This window comes from Robiginitalea insularis (genome assembly GCF_052497835.1).
Genome location: NZ_CP199296.1, coordinates 2,431,600 through 2,449,910, shown reverse-complemented (window position 1 = coordinate 2,449,910; position 18,311 = coordinate 2,431,600). Strand labels below are relative to the sequence as shown.

19 protein-coding genes are annotated in these 18,311 nt (G+C 47.0%); 14 read left to right on the top strand and 5 right to left on the bottom strand.

Features of this window, described 5'->3' with window-relative positions; all coding sequences use genetic code 11:
* Positions 1-23: 23 nt before the first annotated feature.
* The 4 genes from ACT6NV_RS11065 (at position 24) to ACT6NV_RS11050 (ending at position 3,955) form a co-directional block, all read left to right on the top strand.
* Positions 24-608, top strand: a complete 585-nt coding sequence (locus ACT6NV_RS11065; protein WP_445384513.1) for a TlpA family protein disulfide reductase — start codon at positions 24-26, stop codon at positions 606-608.
* 130 nt (positions 609-738) lie between these two features.
* A complete protein-coding gene (locus ACT6NV_RS11060) occupies positions 739-1,623 on the top strand; it encodes an alpha/beta hydrolase (protein ID WP_445384512.1) in 885 nt (294 codons plus the stop codon).
* Complete coding sequence (locus tag ACT6NV_RS11055; RefSeq protein WP_445384511.1) at positions 1,620-2,345, top strand: GDSL-type esterase/lipase family protein; 726 nt, start codon at positions 1,620-1,622, stop codon at positions 2,343-2,345. Before ACT6NV_RS11060 ends, ACT6NV_RS11055 begins: the two co-directional genes overlap by 4 nt.
* Complete coding sequence (locus ACT6NV_RS11050) at positions 2,342-3,955, top strand: family 20 glycosylhydrolase (protein WP_445384510.1); 1,614 nt, start codon at positions 2,342-2,344, stop codon at positions 3,953-3,955. Before ACT6NV_RS11055 ends, ACT6NV_RS11050 begins: the two co-directional genes overlap by 4 nt.
* 21 nt (positions 3,956-3,976) lie before the next feature.
* On the opposite strand, the gene ACT6NV_RS11045 is transcribed toward ACT6NV_RS11050, so the two are convergent.
* The 3 genes from ACT6NV_RS11045 to ruvX all read right to left on the bottom strand — a co-directional run bounded on the left by ACT6NV_RS11045 (position 3,977) and on the right by ruvX (position 5,518).
* A complete protein-coding gene (locus ACT6NV_RS11045) occupies positions 3,977-4,411 on the bottom strand; it encodes a DUF5606 family protein (RefSeq protein WP_445384509.1) in 435 nt (144 codons plus the stop codon).
* 100 nt (positions 4,412-4,511) lie between these two features.
* On the bottom strand, positions 4,512-5,105 hold the full coding sequence (def, locus tag ACT6NV_RS11040; protein ID WP_445384508.1) for a peptide deformylase: 594 nt from the start codon (positions 5,103-5,105) through the stop codon (positions 4,512-4,514).
* Complete coding sequence (ruvX, locus tag ACT6NV_RS11035) at positions 5,102-5,518, bottom strand: Holliday junction resolvase RuvX (RefSeq protein WP_445384507.1); 417 nt, start codon at positions 5,516-5,518, stop codon at positions 5,102-5,104. The genes def and ruvX overlap by 4 nt, the downstream gene beginning before the upstream one ends.
* Before the next feature lie 97 nt (positions 5,519-5,615).
* Here ruvX and ACT6NV_RS11030 point away from each other — a divergent pair, with 97 nt between their 5' ends.
* Together ACT6NV_RS11030 and ACT6NV_RS11025 are read left to right on the top strand one after the other, a co-directional pair.
* Positions 5,616-6,431 carry a 2,3,4,5-tetrahydropyridine-2,6-dicarboxylate N-succinyltransferase gene (locus ACT6NV_RS11030; RefSeq protein ID WP_445384506.1) on the top strand — a complete coding sequence of 272 codons (816 nt, stop codon included), beginning with the start codon at positions 5,616-5,618 and terminating at the stop codon, positions 6,429-6,431.
* A gap of 225 nt (positions 6,432-6,656) precedes the next feature.
* Entirely contained in the window at positions 6,657-7,454 is a 798-nt protein-coding gene (locus tag ACT6NV_RS11025; RefSeq protein WP_445384505.1) for a glycosyltransferase family 2 protein, read from the top strand.
* Here ACT6NV_RS11025 and ACT6NV_RS11020 read toward each other — a convergent pair.
* Positions 7,436-8,254 (bottom strand): glycosyltransferase family 2 protein, encoded by an 819-nt coding sequence (locus tag ACT6NV_RS11020; RefSeq protein WP_445384504.1) that lies wholly within the window; start codon positions 8,252-8,254, stop codon positions 7,436-7,438. The two genes, ACT6NV_RS11025 and ACT6NV_RS11020, sit on opposite strands and share 19 nt — an antisense overlap.
* 80 nt (positions 8,255-8,334) lie before the next feature.
* On the opposite strand from ACT6NV_RS11020, the gene ACT6NV_RS11015 reads away from it, so the two are divergent.
* The 5 genes from ACT6NV_RS11015 to ACT6NV_RS10995 all read left to right on the top strand — a co-directional run bounded on the left by ACT6NV_RS11015 (position 8,335) and on the right by ACT6NV_RS10995 (position 13,490).
* On the top strand, positions 8,335-9,240 hold the full coding sequence (locus ACT6NV_RS11015; RefSeq protein WP_445384503.1) for an ATP-grasp fold amidoligase family protein: 906 nt from the start codon (positions 8,335-8,337) through the stop codon (positions 9,238-9,240).
* Positions 9,241-9,363: 123 nt separating this feature from the next.
* Positions 9,364-10,815 (top strand): CCA tRNA nucleotidyltransferase, encoded by a 1,452-nt coding sequence (locus tag ACT6NV_RS11010; protein WP_445384502.1) that lies wholly within the window; start codon positions 9,364-9,366, stop codon positions 10,813-10,815.
* A gap of 4 nt (positions 10,816-10,819) precedes the next feature.
* Positions 10,820-11,866 carry a COX15/CtaA family protein gene (locus ACT6NV_RS11005; RefSeq protein WP_445384501.1) on the top strand — a complete coding sequence of 349 codons (1,047 nt, stop codon included), beginning with the start codon at positions 10,820-10,822 and terminating at the stop codon, positions 11,864-11,866.
* A gap of 29 nt (positions 11,867-11,895) precedes the next feature.
* Complete coding sequence (locus tag ACT6NV_RS11000) at positions 11,896-12,390, top strand: IS1096 element passenger TnpR family protein (RefSeq protein ID WP_445384500.1); 495 nt, start codon at positions 11,896-11,898, stop codon at positions 12,388-12,390.
* 41 nt (positions 12,391-12,431) lie between these two features.
* Entirely contained in the window at positions 12,432-13,490 is a 1,059-nt protein-coding gene (locus ACT6NV_RS10995) for a nucleoid-associated protein (protein WP_445381665.1), read from the top strand.
* A 31-nt stretch (positions 13,491-13,521) separates the two neighbouring features.
* Here the strand turns inward: ACT6NV_RS10995 and ACT6NV_RS10990 are convergent, their stop codons facing one another.
* Positions 13,522-14,604: a hypothetical protein gene (locus tag ACT6NV_RS10990; protein WP_445384499.1), complete on the bottom strand. Its 1,083-nt coding sequence runs from the start codon at positions 14,602-14,604 to the stop codon at positions 13,522-13,524.
* Positions 14,605-14,685: 81 nt separating this feature from the next.
* Between ACT6NV_RS10990 and ACT6NV_RS10985 the strand changes: the two genes are divergently transcribed.
* The 3 genes from ACT6NV_RS10985 to ACT6NV_RS10975 all read left to right on the top strand — a co-directional run bounded on the left by ACT6NV_RS10985 (position 14,686) and on the right by ACT6NV_RS10975 (position 18,293).
* Complete coding sequence (locus ACT6NV_RS10985; protein WP_445384498.1) at positions 14,686-15,597, top strand: ABC transporter ATP-binding protein; 912 nt, start codon at positions 14,686-14,688, stop codon at positions 15,595-15,597.
* 11 nt (positions 15,598-15,608) lie between these two features.
* On the top strand, positions 15,609-16,442 hold the full coding sequence (locus ACT6NV_RS10980) for an ABC transporter permease (protein WP_445384497.1): 834 nt from the start codon (positions 15,609-15,611) through the stop codon (positions 16,440-16,442).
* 126 nt (positions 16,443-16,568) lie between these two features.
* Positions 16,569-18,293: a T9SS type B sorting domain-containing protein gene (locus tag ACT6NV_RS10975; protein WP_445384496.1), complete on the top strand. Its 1,725-nt coding sequence runs from the start codon at positions 16,569-16,571 to the stop codon at positions 18,291-18,293.
* Positions 18,294-18,311: the final 18 nt, after the last annotated feature.

Below are 18,311 nucleotides of genomic sequence, written 5' to 3'. Positions count from 1 at the left end.
CTGCAGGGCTAATACTGTTTCAAATGGCGCTCAGAAGATTACCTTTACTGCTTTTATGCTTCTTATATCTGGGATGCAATCCTGGAAATAACAAAGGTAAATTTGGGCAGGGCTGGCAAAAGATACCCATCGAATTGATTGAAGCAGACCCGAATACCATTGAAGACCTGCGTTCATCCCCTGGGAGATTACGGTTATTGACGGTCTGGGCCAGCTGGTGTGAATCCTGCAGCGAAGCATTTCCGAATTATATGAATTTGCAGCGGAAATACGGTTCCGGTAAATTCGAGGTTGTGACCCTCTCTGTTGACCAACTGGATCATAAAGAAGCGGTACTAGAGTTTCTGAGGCAAAAGGGAGCGGCCGTGCCTAACTACATTGCCAGGGTGTCTTTGGAAAATCAAATTATGGAGAAGCTCGATCCGGATTGGGCAGGCGAGCTCCCCTTAACCCTGCTGCTTTCACCAGAGGGAGAAGTACTTTACCGGCGACAAGGCCTTGCGGATATTGAGAAACTCCAGTTTTCGATTGAAAATCAACTGTTTAAACAATATTTGGAGCCAGAATCCTCAAAAGAGTCTGAAAAAGAGTCGGCCCGGAGCTATTAGAAATAGCAAAAAGTATCCTAAATTCAGTACCTTTCGGAAGTAAAAAGAAGGCGGCACTCAGGTGGTTGGAATTTGCTTCAATACCATCTTTGAAATAACTTGACGGTCTATTCCATCAAAATCAGTTACTATGATCTCTAGATTTAAAGGTTTGGGGTTTTTTCTCCTGATACCGCTCTGCTTATCTGCTCAAACGGAACAAATTCCGGTTGCCCATGAGCCCGTGCCGGGCGTAAATTGGGAAGGGGGAGAAAAGGATTATTTTTCAAACATCTGGCAGAACCAGGTAATAACGAATGTGTCGGAACCCGTTTTGGAAGTCTTTTACCCACCCGCAGACCAGCATAATGGAGCAGCTGTAGTGATCCCCCCCGGAGGCGAGCTGTATGCGCTTAGCATCGAAAGTGAAGGACGGGATGTGGCAAGATGGCTCAACCAAAAAGGATTTACGGCTTTTGTCCTGAAATATCGCCTGGTTCCCAGCGGGGAAGACGGGGTGAAGGAAATAACGGTCCTCAGCCAGCAAAACCCTGCCAAAATTATGGAAGAGGTTACAAAGGTAATGCCCTTTTCCGTACAGGATGGGCTCAATGCCATCTCTCAAGTTCGAACCCACTCAGAAAAATACAACATCGACCCTGACAAAATCGGCTTTATGGGGTTTTCGGCAGGTGGAGCCGTTACCATGGGGGTAACCTATAGAAGCGAGGCTGCTAACCGCCCGGATTTTGTGGTACCCGTTTACGCCTGGACCACAGCTTACCCAGTAGAAGCGGTCCCAGAGAATGCCCCGCCCATGCTGGTTATCTGCGCTTCTGATGATCCCCTTGGCCTGGCTACGGGAAGCGTGGACTTATACCGTTCCTGGCTGGAAGCAGGCAAGGTAGCAGGCCTGCATATGTACAGTACCGGAGGGCATGGCTTCGGCATGAAAAAACAAAATCTCCCATCCGACCAATGGATTTCCCGTTTTTACGACTGGTCCAGGGTCCACATACTAAACGATTCCGAATGATGCCTAAAGGACTTCCGGGCAACTTCCTTTCCGGTTCCCGTTGCCGCTTCTATCTTTTTTTAGCTTTGGTACCAGCCCTCTGCCTCCAACTGAATGCTCAGGACCCCCGGCGATTTAGAACGGAGATTGAAGACCTGGCCAAAAAATACGACAGCATTTGGAAACCAGATCAGGCTACAGTAGTCTTTACCGGCAGTTCCAGTATTCGGCTCTGGAGCGGGCTGGATAGTGTTTTCAGTAAAAAGCAGATCGTAAACACAGGTTTCGGGGGTTCCCAGGCTACAGACCTGCTTTACTATCTTGATGTACTGGTGCTGAAATACCAGCCCGAACAGGTTTTTATCTATGAAGGGGATAATGATTTATTTGAAAAAAAACGCCCCGGGCAGGTCCTGAGTACCTTAGAGGAAATTACAAGGGAAATTCAGGCTCGATTTCCGGGAATCCCCCTGGTGCTTATCTCGGCAAAACCCAGTATCAGTCGATGGCGGCTTAGGGGTAAATACCGGCGTTTCAACCGAAGGCTGCAAAAAATGACCATCGAAAATGATCTGCTGTATTTTGCTGATGTATGGAACCCGATGCTGAACGGTAAAAAACTGGATCCCTCCCTTTTTATAGAAGACGGCCTGCATATGAACCAGAAAGGCTATACCATATGGGCCCGAACCCTTAAACCCTTTTTTGATTTAAACACACAAAATAATACCCGTAAACCATGAGATTTTCCCGACTGCTTTTCCAATGCTTTTTTTGCCTGGCCCTATTGGTAATCTTCAGCCAATGTGCAGACAATAGCGTCCCCGAAATTGAATTTCCCAAAACCGACCTGGCCGCCGTTCCCTTTATTCCGAAACCGGCCACTGTTATTGCCACGGAAAACGCATTTGGCCTGGACCAACATACCGCAATTTACTCCAGTGCAGGCGATGCGGGGCTTAACGAAGTTGCTGGCATGCTGTCAGATTATATTAAGGAACAGACGGGCTTAGAAGTACCGTTAAACGGTGCAAATACAGCTGAAATTCACCGCGCGGTTTATTTAAACCTTTCTGAGACAATGGCTGAAGAAGCCTATGAACTCTATATCAGCAGGGATACTGTGTTGGTCAATGCCGGAAGTGCGGCAGGTGCATTCCGTGCCGTACAAACCTTCCGCCAGATCATCCCCGAAACATCCAATGATACCCTTGCGCCCTACCCCATCTGGCCCCTGCCCAGCGGAAAAATCACAGATGCCCCCCGTTACGCCTTTCGGGGCAGCATGCTGGACGTTGCCAGGCACTTTTTTTCTGTAGAGGATGTCAAGAAATACCTGGATGTAATGGCCTACTACAAAATGAATGTTCTCCACCTCGGCCTGACCAATGACCAGGGCTGGCGAATCGAAATCAAGTCCTGGCCAAAGCTTACAGAAGTGGGTGGAAGCACGGAAGTAGGTGGCGGGCCCGGCGGGTTTTATACCCAGGAAGAATACCGGGAGATCGTGGCTTATGCGGCGGCAAGGCATATAACTATTGTCCCCGAGGTGGATATGCCCGGGCATACCAATGCGGCCTCTGTTTCTTACCCCTTTCTGAACGGTAATGGGAAAACCCCGCAACTCTACACCGGGACCGCTGTAGGGTTCAGCACTTTTGACACCCGCAAGGATACGGTATACGCTTTTATAGAGGATGTCGTACGCGAAATCTCCGCCATGAGCCCGGGTCCTTATTTCCACATTGGGGGGGATGAAAGCCATTCAACCCGCAAAGCAGATTATGTTTATTTTATTGAAAGGGTTGCACCCATTGTCAAAAAATACGGGAAACAGGTAATCGGCTGGGATGAAGTGGCCACAGCAAAACTCGACAGCAGTGCAATTGCCCAGTTCTGGGCAGATGAGGAGAATGCCAGCCTCGCTGTGAATCAGGGAATGCAGGTACTATTTTCCCCTGCAAAGAAAGCCTATCTGGATATGCAGTACGATTCCCTTTCGGTCTTCGGCCTGCACTGGGCAGCGTATATCCCGGTGGATACTGCTTATAAGTGGGATCCGGAGTCTTATGTCCCTGGAATAGGACAGGAAAATATACTTGGGATAGAAGCGCCGCTCTGGTCTGAAACCATCAGCAATATTGCCGAACTGGAGTATTTAGCCTTTCCCAGGCTGATCGGCTATGCCGAGATTGGCTGGACACGCCCTGAATTACGGGAGTGGGAAGACTATAAAAACCGATTGGCAGCCCAATTACCCTATCTCACTCGTAAAAAGATCCAGTTTTATCCCTCAGCACGGGTCCCCTGGGGAAAGCCCAAAGCGGAGCTCCCCTGGCATACGGGGGACTAAACGGGTAACCCCCTTTTGGCGTTAAACCTGGTCTTTGGCTGCCGCATCCGGCCCGGAGGCTTCCGGTTCTGAAAAGTCATCAAGGCCCTTGGAGATAAGTAAATTATACCACTGTATTATCTTTTTGATATCACTGGCATAAACCCTGTCTTCATCGTAATTCGGCAAAATTTCAAAGAAGTATTCCTCCAGGCGAATTTTTTCGGCCTTGTGATCGATCTCTGTTTTCTTCCCGTTTTCCTTCTGTTTGATTTTTTCAAAGACAGTCCTGAGGGGGAGCTCCTCTTCCAGTGTATAGATTGCGATCTCTGAAAGAACACTTACGTTCCCGCTGAGACCTACTGTCAGTTTCCGGCCATCTACCAGGGATTCGGCTACAAAGCCCGATCTGGTCTGGGTAAGCAAGCGGTATAATCCGGGTTTACCCCCTATTGACAAAATCTTGTCTAAACTCATCTCTTTTTCAATTTTTGCGCAAAGATGCTACTTTCTTTTTCTTCCGTGTAATCTCTCTGAAATTTCATCACTTAATTGCAGGGCATACAGATATGTCCGTTTAATTACGGCCCTTTTTCATGGCTGGGAAACGCATTTTGTAATCCACTTCAATTTTTCCCTTTGAAATATTGGCTAGTTTTCCTTTTAATAATCGTTTCTTGAGGGAGGAAAGTTTATCTGTAAAGAGTATTCCTTCGATATGATCGTATTCATGCTGGATTACCCGTGCCAGTAAGCCGTCAAAGGTCTCGGTCCTTTCTTCAAAATTCTCGTCCTGGTAGGTGAGGGTAATGGTATCCTTACGGCTCACGTCTTCCCGGATATCAGGGATGCTGAGGCAACCTTCATTAAACGCCCATTTTTCACCGGTTTCCGATTCCATGCGGGCGTTGATAAATACTCGTTTAAAGCCTTTAAGTGCTGCTCTTTCTGATTCGCTCAGTTCTTCATCTTCTGCAAAGGGTTCCGTATCTACCAGGAACAGACGGATTGGCCTGCCAATTTGGGGGGCAGCCAGCCCCACCCCATTTGCATTGTACATGGTCTCCCACATGTCGGATATCAACTGCTTGAGATCGGGATAATCCGAATCTAGCAAATCTGCCTTTTTGCGGAGCACCGGGTCTCCATAAGCTACAATTGGTAAAATCATATAATTTTCTTACTTAAAAAAGACTGCAGGATCAGGGTGGCGCTAATTTCATCGATTCGCCCCTTTTCCCTTCTTTTTTTCTTTTTCATGCCGCTTGCTATCATACTTTTTACAGCCATTTTGGAAGTAAATCGTTCATCCTGACGTTCTACCGGTATCCCCGGAAAACGCTTATGCAATTTGCCGATAAATTTCTGTATGGCACCCTCAATTTCCGAAGGGGTATTATCCATTTGTCTGGGTTCTCCCACTACAAATAATTCTACCTCCTCTTCTTTCAGATAGCGCTCCAGAAAATCAAACAGTTCTCCGGTAGGGACCGTACTGAGACCGGAGGCAATAATTTTAAGATGGTCCGTTACCGCAATTCCCGTGCGTTTATATCCGAAGTCAAAGGCCAGAATTCTTCCCAAGCGTCATTTTTTGCAAAAATAGGGCAATAATTGTTATAGCTGAAAAAATCAGGCTTCAATTCCCTCACAGCCCTTATCTTTGAGCAAAATTTTTAAAATGACAGCAGTTCGCCAGCGTATAGAAGCAGCATGGGATAACCGTGATTTGTTAAAGGACCTTGAAACCCAGGCCGCTATCCGGGAAGTTATCGATCAGATTGATCAGGGAAAACTCCGTTGTGCCATTCCGGGGCCGGATGGCTGGGAAATCAACAGCTGGGTCAAAAAAGCAGTGGTGCTCTATTTTCCAATCCAGAAAATGGAGACCCTGGAAGCGGGCATATTTGAATATCACGATAAAATCCCTTTAAAGAAAGGATATGAAGCCAAGGGAGTACGGGTAGTACCACATGCCGTGGCCCGGCACGGTGCCTATCTGGCGCCTGGAGTCATTATGATGCCGAGTTACGTAAACATAGGTGCCTATGTGGACGAGGGAACTATGGTGGATACCTGGGCTACCGTAGGGAGTTGTGCCCAAATTGGCAAAAATGTTCACCTCAGCGGCGGGGTGGGGATTGGCGGCGTTTTGGAACCCCTGCAGGCATCCCCTGTCATCATTGAGGACAACGCATTTATCGGAAGTCGCTGTATAGTGGTGGAAGGTGTCAGGGTCGGAAAGGAGGCCGTATTGGGTGCCAATGTGGTTTTGACCGCCTCAACAAAAATCATTGACGTAAGCGGGGAGCAGGCTGTGGAGCACAAGGGATATGTTCCTCCGCGTTCGGTTGTCATTCCGGGGAGTTATACCAAAACGTTCCCAGCCGGGTCCTACCAGGTCCCCTGTGCACTGATCATCGGGCAGCGAAAGGCAAGTACCGATAAAAAAACATCCCTGAACGACGCCCTGAGGCAGTACAATGTAGCTGTTTAGCAAAAATTAAACACGCGCAAGCAGGATTGCGAAAAATATCCAAAACCCTGATAATTATTAACATATCAGGATAAAAGACTACCGTAAATTAGGGGAATGCCAGTCTGTTACCCCCTTTATTAAGGGGTTCATAAATTACAGAAACATCCCACAAAATCCCGTGTTTAAACAATTTTTTCGTCGTTTCTTTGTTATGATTTTACCAATTTGTTTTAGTAAGTCACAATGCAACCAGAAAACCAAGCCCGTATCTCCGCCCTTGTCATCACTTATAATGAAATCGGGTATATCGAAAAATGCCTGGAATCCCTGAGATTCGCTGATGAGATTATTGTTGTGGATTCATACAGTACAGACGGCACTTTCGAGTACCTGCAACAACAGCAAGGCGTTACGGTTATTCAGCACCCCTTTGAAAACTTCACACTTCAAAAGTCTTTTGCGCTGAAACAGGCCAGCCATGACTGGATTCTTTTCCCGGATGCAGACGAGGTCATTTCTGACGAATTACAGAAAGAAATCCTGGATACGGTTAATAATGACCCGCAGCATGCTGCCTATTGGTTTTACCGCAAATTTATGTTTCAGAAAAATCCGCTGAATTTCAGTGGATGGCAAACCGATAAAAATTACCGGCTTTTCCGAAAAAGTAAGGCCCGTTTTTCAGATCGGAAAATAGTACACGAAACTCTGGTGGTCAATGGCAGTTCAGGAATACTGAACAACAAACTGATCCATTACTGTTACAAATCCTATGCGGATTACAAGAGTAAAATGCTGCACTACGGCCGCCTGAAAGCCAAAGAGGACTTTTACAGAGAGAACCATTTCAACTACCTGTACATGTTGGTGAAGCCCAGCTGGAAATTCGTCAACCACTACTTGCTGAGATTGGGAATCCTGGATGGCAAAAAAGGGATGATCATCTGTTATCTGAACGCCCTGGGTGTACTGGAGCGATACAGGGAATTAAAAAAGCTGGAACAAAAAAATCAGATTGCCTACTATTTGGTAATGCCGTAATAGGTCCAGACCTGCTTGTTTTTGCGCGTTTCCCGGCGAATAGCCGCATTCTTCTCCATAGATTCCGGAGTTTTATATCCGCGTTTATGATCCAGGTGCACGCATACCGCGCTGTACCTCAACTGCTTGGATTTGATCCCAAAGTTAAATAAACGCTCCCCCAGTTCCCGGTCCTGCCCGCCATACTGCATCCTTTCATCAAAGCCGTTTACATTCAGGATATCTTTTTTCCATCCGGAACTGTTGTGCCCGTTCCAACTGGCATTGGTAGGGGTTAGCGTATTAAATATTTTTGAAACCAGGCCACGGGCGCGCAGTTTGTTGTTTTTAAAAGTCTTGGGAACCCCTTTTTCTTTAAGCCAGTGGATATTAAAGCAACGCTGCGCCTCAATGTCTTCTTTGGTAATCAGCTGGGAAATATTCATGGGCAGCATATAATACCCCCCTGAGATAAAATAACCCTCTTCCTTGTTGATATAGTGTACTTCCACAAAATCATTCCGGGGAATACAGTCTCCGTCGGTCATGATGATGTAGGGTGTTGTACAGGCAACTACCGCCTTATTCAGGATCCTGGATTTCTGGAAGCCGTCGTCTTCCTGCCAAACGTGGATAATATCAAAGAATACCTCTCCCCGCATCCGTTCGATTAGTTCCCGTGTTGCAGGTCCGGACCCGTCATCGGCAATCACCACCTCAAAATTTTTAAAAATCTGGCAGTTAAAACCCCAGAGTACCTTTTCCAGCCAGCGCTCCGAATTGTAGGTACTGATGATAACAGAAATTTTAGGGTCGTACATAGGTAAACAGAATTATAAGGACAAAAGTAAGAAAGTCTTAAAAGTTTATCTTTGCAAGACTACCATTAATATTTCCAACTTTGAAGAGACTGCTGCTGGGCCTGCTAAAAAAATTCAAATTCCTTCCCCCGGAGCTGTATGTAAAAATATATTACCAGTACTATACCGGCAAAAAACTCAACCTGGCAAACCCAGGAGAATTTAATGAAAAGATTCAATGGCTGAAAGTACACTACAAGCCTCCCATTCTCAACCAGCTGGTGGATAAATACGCCGTGCGCTCATTCGTGTCAGATCGCATAGGAGAAACCTACCTCAATGAATTGTACCAGGTTTACTACAGGGCGGGCGATGTGGACTTTGATCAGCTGCCTGAAAAATTTGTAATTAAAGGGGCCCACGGATATAATTTTAACCTCATTGTTAAGGATAAATCCAAACTGAACAAGCACCGGGCGCGTTATCTGATGCGAAAATGGATGGCCCGTAACCAATACTACCGCGGGGGCCTGGAATGGGCTTACAAGGATGTAAAACCCAAGCTGATAGCAGAGGCATTCTTGAGCGAACTGGGCAGGAGCACAATCAGCGATTACAAGTTTTACTGTTTTGACGGCAAGGTAAAATTCCTGCAACTGGACCTGGAAAGGGAAAACGATCACCAGAAATTATTCTATGATCCCGATTGGAAGAAACTCCCTTTCACCAAGGGCAGCGGGGGATTGTCTGCCGAAACCGCAGATAAGCCGCCTAAATTTGAGCAGATGATCGCACTGGCCGAAAAACTGGCGAAGGGCTTCCCCTTCGTGCGGGTAGATTTTTATAATCTGCAGGGACGCATTGTGTTCGGCGAGATGACTTTCTATCCCGGTGATGGAAGACAGGAATTCAAACCGGATAGCTATAACAAAATAATTGGGTCTTATTTAAACCTGCCGCCCCTCAATGGTCAAAAAGCCATCACGTCCTACGGCCCCGACTTATAAAATTACGCTGACTGCTTTAAATCCGCAGTTCAGATTTTAACAGCTGTGAACGAAGTGGTACCTTTGCACCGTTAATTTAGAACCCTGTGGACCAGGTTCCGGGTTAGCCCTGAATTCTTTAGTATGCCGTCTGAAAAATTCTATACCGAAGCACTTGAAAACCCCATCTTCAAACTGATAGGGGAGGCAGCTGGCCAAGAAGGCATACAGGCTTATGTAATAGGCGGCTATGTCAGGGATTTCTTCTTGAAAAGAGGGCAAAAAAAAGATATTGATGTTGTGGCCCTGGGCAGCGGTATCCGGCTGGCAAAGGCAGTTGCTGCAAAACTACCTGAAAAACCCAAAGTAACGGTCTTCAGGAATTTTGGAACTGCCATGCTCAAACACGGAGACCTGCAGCTGGAGTTCGTGGGCGCCCGTAAGGAGAGTTATAACCGGGATAGTCGGAAACCGGTGGTGGAAGACGGTAGCCTTGAAGATGACCAGAACAGGCGCGACTTTACCATAAATGCCCTGGCACTATCGCTTCAGGGGGATTCCTTCGGGAAATTATCCGATCCTTTCGGGGGGCTGGCAGATTTGGAAAGGAAATGTATCCGAACCCCTCTGGAGCCAAGTAAAACCTACTCAGACGATCCCCTGCGAATGATCAGGGCCATCCGTTTTGCCGCACAGCTGCAATTTGAAATCGAAAAGGCTTCACTCGAAGCCATCTCCGGGCAGCGCAACCGTTTAAAGATTGTATCCAACGAAAGGATTACCGAGGAGTTGCACAAAATACTACTAACAAACCAGCCGTCCGTAGGCCTGGAATTGTTGCACCGCACAGGGCTGTTAAACCTAATCATCCCCGAATTAATAGCCCTGAAAGGAATAGAGGAAATAGAAGGACAGCGTCATAAAGATAATTTCTGGCACACCCTGGAAGTTGTAGACAATATCTCCAGGGCTACCGATGATCTGTGGTTGCGCTGGGCGGCCCTCTTACACGACATTGGCAAAGCGCCTACCAAGCGATTTGACAAAAAGGCCGGATGGACCTTTCACGGACATGAATACGTGGGTTCCAAGATGGTGTATAAACTCTTTAAACGCCTGAAACTGCCTTTAAACGAAAAATTGAAGTATGTGCAGAAGCTGGTTATGATGAGTTCCCGCCCAATCGTGCTTGCCAATGACTATGTTACCGATTCGGCAGTGCGCCGGCTTATTTTTGATGCAGGGGAGGCCATTGAGGACCTGATGACCTTGTGCGAAGCCGATATCACTACCAAAAATCCGAAAAAGCAGAAAAAGTACCTTCGGAATTTTAAGCTGGTGCGGGAAAAAATAAAGGAAGTAGAACAGCGCGACCACATCCGCAATTTTCAACCCCCCGTTAGCGGGGAGGAAATAATGAAGGCTTTTAAGCTGAAACCTTCGCGGGAGATTGGAATAATCAAAGACGCCATCAAAGAAGCTATCCTGGATGGAGAGATCCCCAATGAACGAGAGCCTGCATTGAGATTTATGCTGAAAAAAGGAATGGAAATAGGGCTCACCCCTGCAGCGGAAGCAACAAAAGAGAAAAAGTAAAACGATGAGAAACCGAATAAAAATGGCTTTCCCGGCACTGGCCCGAACCTCTCTGATCCTGGTCTATCTCGTCATCCTGGCCGGGGCTGTGGTACGCATGACCGGAAGCGGCATGGGTTGCCCGGACTGGCCCAAATGTTTTGGATACCTTATTCCGCCTACCGAGGAAGCAGAATTGCTTTGGAAGCCGGAAAAGGAATATCCCGAAGGTGCCGTCATTATTGTTGAGGAAAAACTATTGCTGTCTAAAGAGGAATTTATCAGTGGTTCACAGTACAATCCACAGAATTGGGAGCCCTATACCAAACACGATTATGCAGAATTCAATGCTGCCCATACCTGGATAGAATATATCAACCGGTTGCTGGGGGCCCTGGCCGGATTGAGTATTCTTTTGATGCTTATCTCCTCCCTTTTCTGGTGGAAAGAAAAGTCAGGCCGCTTTGTCTCCTCCCTTATTGCACTGGTCGCTATTGGCTTTCAGGGGTGGCTGGGGGCCACGGTAGTTTACTCTGTACTGGAGCCTGTGAAAATAACACTACATATGTTTATGGCCCTGGTAATCGTCGCAATTCTGATCTATATTGTCCATCAGCTAAAGCCCCAGGATCCGTTAAGGCGGAACGATACCCAAACCCTGCGACTTTGGATCCTCACTGCTATACTGAGCCTTTTCCAGATCCTGATGGGAACACAGGTCCGGCAATTTGTGGACGAACAAAGTGAGTTGCTGGGGGCTGAAAACAAGCAGCTGTGGCTATTGGAGCCTGAAATGATCTTCTATGTCCACCGCTCTTTTTCCATCATCGTCCTGGTATTGCACCTCTGGGTGGCCTATCGGATTTATTCCCGAAACCTGGGTTATCCAAAGATTTACCCGCTTCTGGGGATACTGTTTATGATCATCTTTACCGGAGTGGCAATGAATTACCTGGATTTTCCCTGGGGAAGCCAGCCGATTCACCTGGTCATGGCAGCATTACTGTTTGGCCTGCAATGGAAGCTGCTGCTGGAAATGATTCAGGCGGCCAGAACGCGCATTTCTTTGTAACTTTGCCGGAATTTAAAAATTAACAGTTGATGATTTATAAAATCAGGGTTATTCTGGATGCGGAGGAGGATATTTTCCGGGACCTCGAACTGGAAGCCGGAAGCAATCTGGAGGAATTGCACAACGCAATCACCCAGAGCTTTGGATTTCTGGGAGAGGAGATGGCTTCCTTTTACACCTGTGACGAAAATTGGGTTCAGGACGAAGAGATTCCGTTGTTCGACCTTTCAGAAGGAGATGAGGACGGACATCTGATGAGGGCGATAACCCTGTCGGATGTAATGGATGAGGATTCCCCAAAATTGCTTTACGTATACGATTTTCTGAATATGTGGACCTTCTTTGTTGAGCTGGCAGATATTACGCCCAAGGAAGACGGCAGAAGCTATCCCAATCTCCTCTTTAGTTTTGGGGAGGTACCTGAATCTCCCCCTGAAAAAAGATTTGAGGCCAATGAAGGTCCGGAACTGGATGAGCCCTTTGGCAGCTATGACGATATGGATTTTGACGAAAACTGGAATTAATCCGCCACAGCTGAAATACCCCAATTTAAACACAACTTTATATGCTTAACCTCTACGCCACACAGCTTGAAGCCGTTTCCCTGCATCGGGTCGGAAATAAACACCGTGCAGAACCCCTCTTTTTATCTGAGAACCCCTATCGCCTCAATGATGAGATCAGCGGGCTGCTTAAGGAATTTTTCTTTAAGCCTTTCCGGGAAAAAGAGGAAAACTATTATCGGTTTCAACACGATGCCGGGCTGGAGTTTCATTCCATATTTGAGGCAGCCAGCCGCGTTTTTGAACAACCTTCCAGCCTGCACCAGGTTTCCAAGGATATTGCCACCCACCTGTTTTCGCAATCCAATCACCCGCATATCAAAAGCGGAGAATGCTATGTAGCCTATTTTACGGACGTTTTACTGGATAATGAGAAGACGGATGCCCTGGGGATCTTTAAAAGTGAGTTAAAACAGGATTTTTTACAGTTTCAGGAAAAAGGGGCCGACCTGGACATGCTTATTCAGCAGGGGGTAAACCTGCATCGCCTGGACAAGGGCTGCCTGATATTCAACAGGGATAAGGAAAATGGATACAAAGTACTCTCCTCAGACAGCAATCGCTACGACGCCAAATACTGGCTGCAGGAATTTCTGGGGCTGGCGCCGCTTACTGACGAAACCTTTTACACCAAGAATTACCTGAAGTTCTGTCAAAATTTTGCCAAGGATGTTGTTTTCCCGGCTGAAGACAAACAGCAGGAGGTCCTTTTTATGAACCGGGCGGTAAACCACTTCGCCAAAAATGACACCTTTGAAGAGAGCCAGTTCCTCAATGAAGTGATGGAAAACCCGGAACTGATCCCGGAGTTCAAGCACTATAAAACCGAGCGTGGCCCCAAATACAGTATAGAAGACGTTTCCAATTTTCAAATAGCAAATAAGGCAGTTAGCGATTCCCGGAAGAAAATTAAAAACGTTATACAGCTGGATACCAATATTCAGATCAAAATGGACTTTATCAACCCGGAGTCTGCCGAAAAATTTGTCGAAAAGGGATGGGACGAAGAACGACAGATGTATTACTACCTGGTATACTTTAACAGGGAGCAGAAAAGTTAAGAGTCAGAATTTAGAAAGCACGGTTCGCAGATTATATTTTAATCCGCTTTTCAATGATCTGCTTCATGCTTACGTCTTCGTAGTTGCGCTTAACAAAGTCCAGGGCCTCCGCCAGGATCTCCCCCATGGTTTCACACTTCTTAAAATGTACATCCAGGGTGAGGTCGTGTATCTCGGTCCGCAGCCGGTCTACATTTTCAGGAACAGAGATTTTATCCTTTACTGCAATCTGTATCAGCCGCCGGATACGGTTTCCGGAACTGATAATCCGTTTGGCCACTATAGACCGCTCTTCCACCTTGTACTGCTCTACCGAATCGCTCAGGAGTTTATTGCTGACCAGATCCACCATGGTATTGTTTTCCTTGAAGAATTGCGGCAGGTACACCTTTAATTTCCCTTCGTAACACTGCTGGTCAAAATCAATCGCACGGATTTTGTAAACCACATGATCAAAATCGTGGACGGGTACAATCACGTAATTGTAAGAGCGCATATCCCCGAGTAAACGGATCATACAGCGCTCATTGAATTTAACAAACTCCTTGGCCAGCTGCGCTTTTTCAGATTCTGTACAATCGGGAAGCATATCCTTTATAAAAACATCCCCCGGAATGCCCGCAATATGCTCTTCAATTAAAGTATCTTGGTACACCAGGAAGTTCAGGTTGTAAGGGGAAAGCATATGCTCCAGCTCCAGCCCATAGATTCTGGAGGCATCCGTTTTTTTTACATAGAAATATGTAAAATTGTCATTGAGGATGTTCCGAACCCGGATGCGGAAAGGTTTTGAATTGCCAAAAGTGCAATAGTCCACGAAATCCACATTGAGGTATTGAAAAATGCGGTCGCTCCCATCTGAGTGCAGGATGGAATACACCCGCTTCAGGCTGAGGTCTATTTCCAGCCGGTCGGAGTCGGAATAATATACCCGAACCCAGAGGGTGTCTTCCCCCTCATTGTCATATACCACCACAGAGCCTGCAAAACGCAAGAGGTCATCATAAAAAATAGGGATCTCGATTTTGCGGTTATACTGATCCAGATAGGCATCCAGGGCCTTACATACCGGGAAAGCAGGTTTTTTTTTGGACATCAGGCGCTCTTGGGCCATATGGGAAGATTTATTATTAGTTTGTAACAAATTACGGATTTCTTCGTCAACTAACTAGAGTCACCACTAAATAGATACTCTTTGAAAACCATTTTAACTGTAACCAACCTCACCAAAAAATTTGGTCATCTGACAGCTGTCAAGGACCTTTCCTTCACAATCGAAAAAGGCAATGTATACGGCATTTTAGGCCCGAACGGTAGCGGAAAATCCACGACGCTGGGGATTGTCCTGAATGTTGTAAACCGGACTTCGGGGAGCTTTAGCTGGTTTGGGGGGAATACCTCAACCCACCAGGCGCTTAAAAAAGTAGGGGCTATCATTGAAAGGCCCAATTTCTACCCTTACATGTCTGCGGTGCAAAACCTCAGGCTGGTCTGTAAGATCAAGGAAGTACCCGAAACCCGCATTCAGGAAAAATTGGAACTGGTGGGCCTCTGGGAGCGCAAAGACAGCAAATTCAAGACCTATTCCCTTGGGATGAAACAGCGGCTGGCCATAGCTTCTGCCCTGCTGAATGATCCGGAGATCCTGATCCTTGACGAACCCACCAACGGGCTGGACCCTCAGGGTATCCATCAAATCCGGGAACTGATCAAACAAATTGCCGCACAGGGTACGACTATACTGCTGGCCTCACATTTGCTGGATGAGGTGGAAAAGGTGTGTTCGCATGTGGTCATCCTCCGCAAGGGTGTCAATCTTTACTCTGGTTCTGTGGATGGCATGATGGCAAGCCACGGCTACTTTGAGCTGAAAAGCGAAACCCCGGAAAGACTCCTGGAATTCCTTAAAAGCAGTGATGATTTTGTCAATATCAAAAATGAAGATGGGCTGATTATCGCCTATCTGGCAGAGCCCATGGAAGCTGCTTTCCTGAACGATACCTGCTTTAAAAATAAGATCGTGCTCTCCCACCTGGTTAAACGCAAGGAAAGCCTGGAAAAGCAATTCTTAACCCTAACCAATAACCACGACGCCCAACAGCGTTAATCCACAACTACATGAAACGCTTGCTTCAAATAGAATTCATAAAACTCTGGAATAACCGTTCCAGTAAATTCCTGATCCTCTCCTATTTTATTTTGCTGACCTCTATCGCCTTGATAGCGGCCATAAAATTCGACATCGGACCCATAGAGTTCCACCTGGCCGACCAGGGAATTTTCAATTTTCCCTACATCTGGCACTTCAATACGTATGTGACAGCCATTTTTAAATTATTCCTGGCTATCGTGATCGTCTCCATGATGTCCAATGAGTACAGCAATAAGACCATAAAACAAAATCTGATAGACGGGCTTTCCAAAAAAGAATTCATCGCCTCAAAGTTCCTGACAGTACTGAGTTTTGCCGGGATCTCAACCATTTTTGTCTTAGTGGTTTCCATGATTCTTGGTCTGATTTACTCGGACTATACAGAGTTGTCTATTATTCTTTCTGATTTGGAATTCCTGCTGGCCTTCTTCGTTAAACTGGTTGCGTTTTTCAGCTTTTGCCTTTTCCTGGGTATTTTGGTCAAGCGCTCTGCTTTTGCACTTGGTTTTCTGATTATCTGGGCCATTCTGGAACAAATTATTTTCGGGATCCTGGGATGGAAATTTACCAGCTGGGACACGGCAAACGCCATCAAGGATTTCTTCCCCCTCGAATCCATGGCCAATCTGATAAAAGAACCCGCAACCCGTCTGAATGCCGTACAATCCGTTGCCAAACAGGTTGGGGAAACCCTGGAGCTGAACTACCAGGTGCACTGGTATGAATTCCTGATCACCCTGTTCTGGACTGCCCTTTTTGTATACTGGTCTTATGCCCTGCTGAAAAAAAGGGACCTGTAGGGTTTCCTCTCTAAACTCACTTTCGCAGAAAGCCCTAACCATTGATCCTGAATGCTATTACTCTTATCGGGTGAAACGCATCAATAGGGGAGAATTTTGTATTTTACCAGGCACGGGAAATATGAAATGTTAAAAAAATTGCTGCTTTTTACAAGCCTCGTTTCCGGCCTGGCCGGCTTTGCGCAGGAATGCCCGGAACCCGCGTTCCCCTTACCCGGGAGCACAGGGGTTCCCGTTGATGTCACCATCAGCTGGGAAGATGTGGTGGGTGTTACCGGTTACCTCATTGGTGTCGGCAGCAGTCCGGGGGCAACAGATATTGTGAATACTACTTCTGTGGGCAGTGCCACCAGCTTTACTCCTCCTTTCGGATTACCTGAAAACACAGAAGTCCATGTAACCTTATCCCTGTTCCTCTTGAACCAGCCCAATATAACCTGTCCTTCTTTTTCCTTTACCACGGCCCCTGTAACTTCCGCTCCGGGATGTACCGATCTGGCCAGCCCCGCAGACGGGGCAACCAATGTTCCGGTATCTTCCGGTATCCGCTGGAATTACAGTCCCACCGCAGTGGAGTATGTGGTATCCATTGGTACCAGCCCTGGAGGAACGGATATAGCAAATAATATTGTCATCAGTAACCCCCTGGAATACAATCCACCTGCAGATTTACCCCCTGAAACAGATATTTATGTGCGTATTATCCCGCGGAATTCGATCGGATCGGCCACGGGTTGTACCGATGCGGTTTTCACCACCGGACCACTGGCCACTCTGCCGGGTTGCTCCGGCCTGATCAACCCTGCAGATAACTCCCTGAATAATCCATTGTCAACCGGGCTTCAATGGACCAGTGTCCCGGGAGCCGATGGATACAGGGTCTTTATAGGCACCTCCCCTTTTGAAAATGATATCCTGGAAGGGGGAGTCTTTACCACTAATTCGACAAACATTTTCCAATTGGAACCCAATACGGTGTATTATATACGTATTGTCCCTTTCAATGATGCCGGAGAAGCCCAGAATTGCCCGCAGCAATCCTTTGCGACTACCCTGGGTTGCGGCCCGTATTTCGATGCCGGGGGCAACCTGGTCGATTTCAATCCTGAAGTCAGTTTTCCGGATTCAGTCGGCATCTGTGAAAGCGACTCCTTTATCGTTTCTGCAACCGATGCTGCGGATGGATATCGCTGGTATGCCATTGACAGCCCTACACAGGAACGCTTACTGGCAGAAACCGCGGATTTCCTAATTCCAGGTCAGGGGGAATACCGTTATGAAGTATACAATACGGTTTCCGGGGCGTCGGGAAGCCTGGAGTGCTCCAATTCAAAAATATTTACAGTAGTGACTTCTGAGGCCCCAACAATTGAAGGTACTGAGGTCTCCCTAGGGGTCGGGGTCATCACCATAACCGTGGATGTAAGTGGCGGCGGAGACTATGAATTTGCATTAAACGATATAGCCGGGCCCTATCAGGACAGCAACCGCTTTAACAATTTACCCGTAGATACGTACCGGGTTTATGTAAGGGACAAAAATGGCTGCGGTACGGCAGAAACCCTTGTACAGCCTGACCTTACCCTTGAGGGCTTTCCAAAATTTTTCACCCCCAATGGGGATGGGGTCAATGATCTCTGGCAATTTATCCTGCCCGAATCCGGGATTAACCCCATACGCTCCATCTATATCTTTGACCGCTTTGGAAACCTGCTGGCGCAGCTGGATCCTTCTTCGCCCGGATGGGATGGTACCCTGAACGGAAGGCCCCTGCCTGCCAGCGATTACTGGTTTCGGGCCATAAACAATTCCAATTCAGAAGTACGCGGGCATTTCAGCCTGAAGCGCTGAATATTTTACGTTACCGGG

Coding starts and splice junctions, on each gene's coding strand:
- ACT6NV_RS11065 (WP_445384513.1), top strand. CDS start 24: ATGGCGCTCAGAAGATTACCTTTACTGCTTTTATGCTTCTTATATCTG.
- ACT6NV_RS11060 (WP_445384512.1), top strand. CDS start 739: ATGATCTCTAGATTTAAAGGTTTGGGGTTTTTTCTCCTGATACCGCTC.
- ACT6NV_RS11055 (WP_445384511.1), top strand. CDS start 1,620: ATGATGCCTAAAGGACTTCCGGGCAACTTCCTTTCCGGTTCCCGTTGC.
- ACT6NV_RS11050 (WP_445384510.1), top strand. CDS start 2,342: ATGAGATTTTCCCGACTGCTTTTCCAATGCTTTTTTTGCCTGGCCCTA.
- ACT6NV_RS11045 (WP_445384509.1), bottom strand. CDS start 4,411: ATGAGTTTAGACAAGATTTTGTCAATAGGGGGTAAACCCGGATTATAC.
- def (WP_445384508.1), bottom strand. CDS start 5,105: ATGATTTTACCAATTGTAGCTTATGGAGACCCGGTGCTCCGCAAAAAG.
- ACT6NV_RS11030 (WP_445384506.1), top strand. CDS start 5,616: ATGACAGCAGTTCGCCAGCGTATAGAAGCAGCATGGGATAACCGTGAT.
- ACT6NV_RS11025 (WP_445384505.1), top strand. CDS start 6,657: ATGCAACCAGAAAACCAAGCCCGTATCTCCGCCCTTGTCATCACTTAT.
- ACT6NV_RS11020 (WP_445384504.1), bottom strand. CDS start 8,254: ATGTACGACCCTAAAATTTCTGTTATCATCAGTACCTACAATTCGGAG.
- ACT6NV_RS11010 (WP_445384502.1), top strand. CDS start 9,364: ATGCCGTCTGAAAAATTCTATACCGAAGCACTTGAAAACCCCATCTTC.
- ACT6NV_RS11005 (WP_445384501.1), top strand. CDS start 10,820: ATGAGAAACCGAATAAAAATGGCTTTCCCGGCACTGGCCCGAACCTCT.
- ACT6NV_RS11000 (WP_445384500.1), top strand. CDS start 11,896: ATGATTTATAAAATCAGGGTTATTCTGGATGCGGAGGAGGATATTTTC.
- ACT6NV_RS10995 (WP_445381665.1), top strand. CDS start 12,432: ATGCTTAACCTCTACGCCACACAGCTTGAAGCCGTTTCCCTGCATCGG.
- ACT6NV_RS10990 (WP_445384499.1), bottom strand. CDS start 14,604: ATGGCCCAAGAGCGCCTGATGTCCAAAAAAAAACCTGCTTTCCCGGTA.
- ACT6NV_RS10980 (WP_445384497.1), top strand. CDS start 15,609: ATGAAACGCTTGCTTCAAATAGAATTCATAAAACTCTGGAATAACCGT.
- ACT6NV_RS10975 (WP_445384496.1), top strand. CDS start 16,569: ATGTTAAAAAAATTGCTGCTTTTTACAAGCCTCGTTTCCGGCCTGGCC.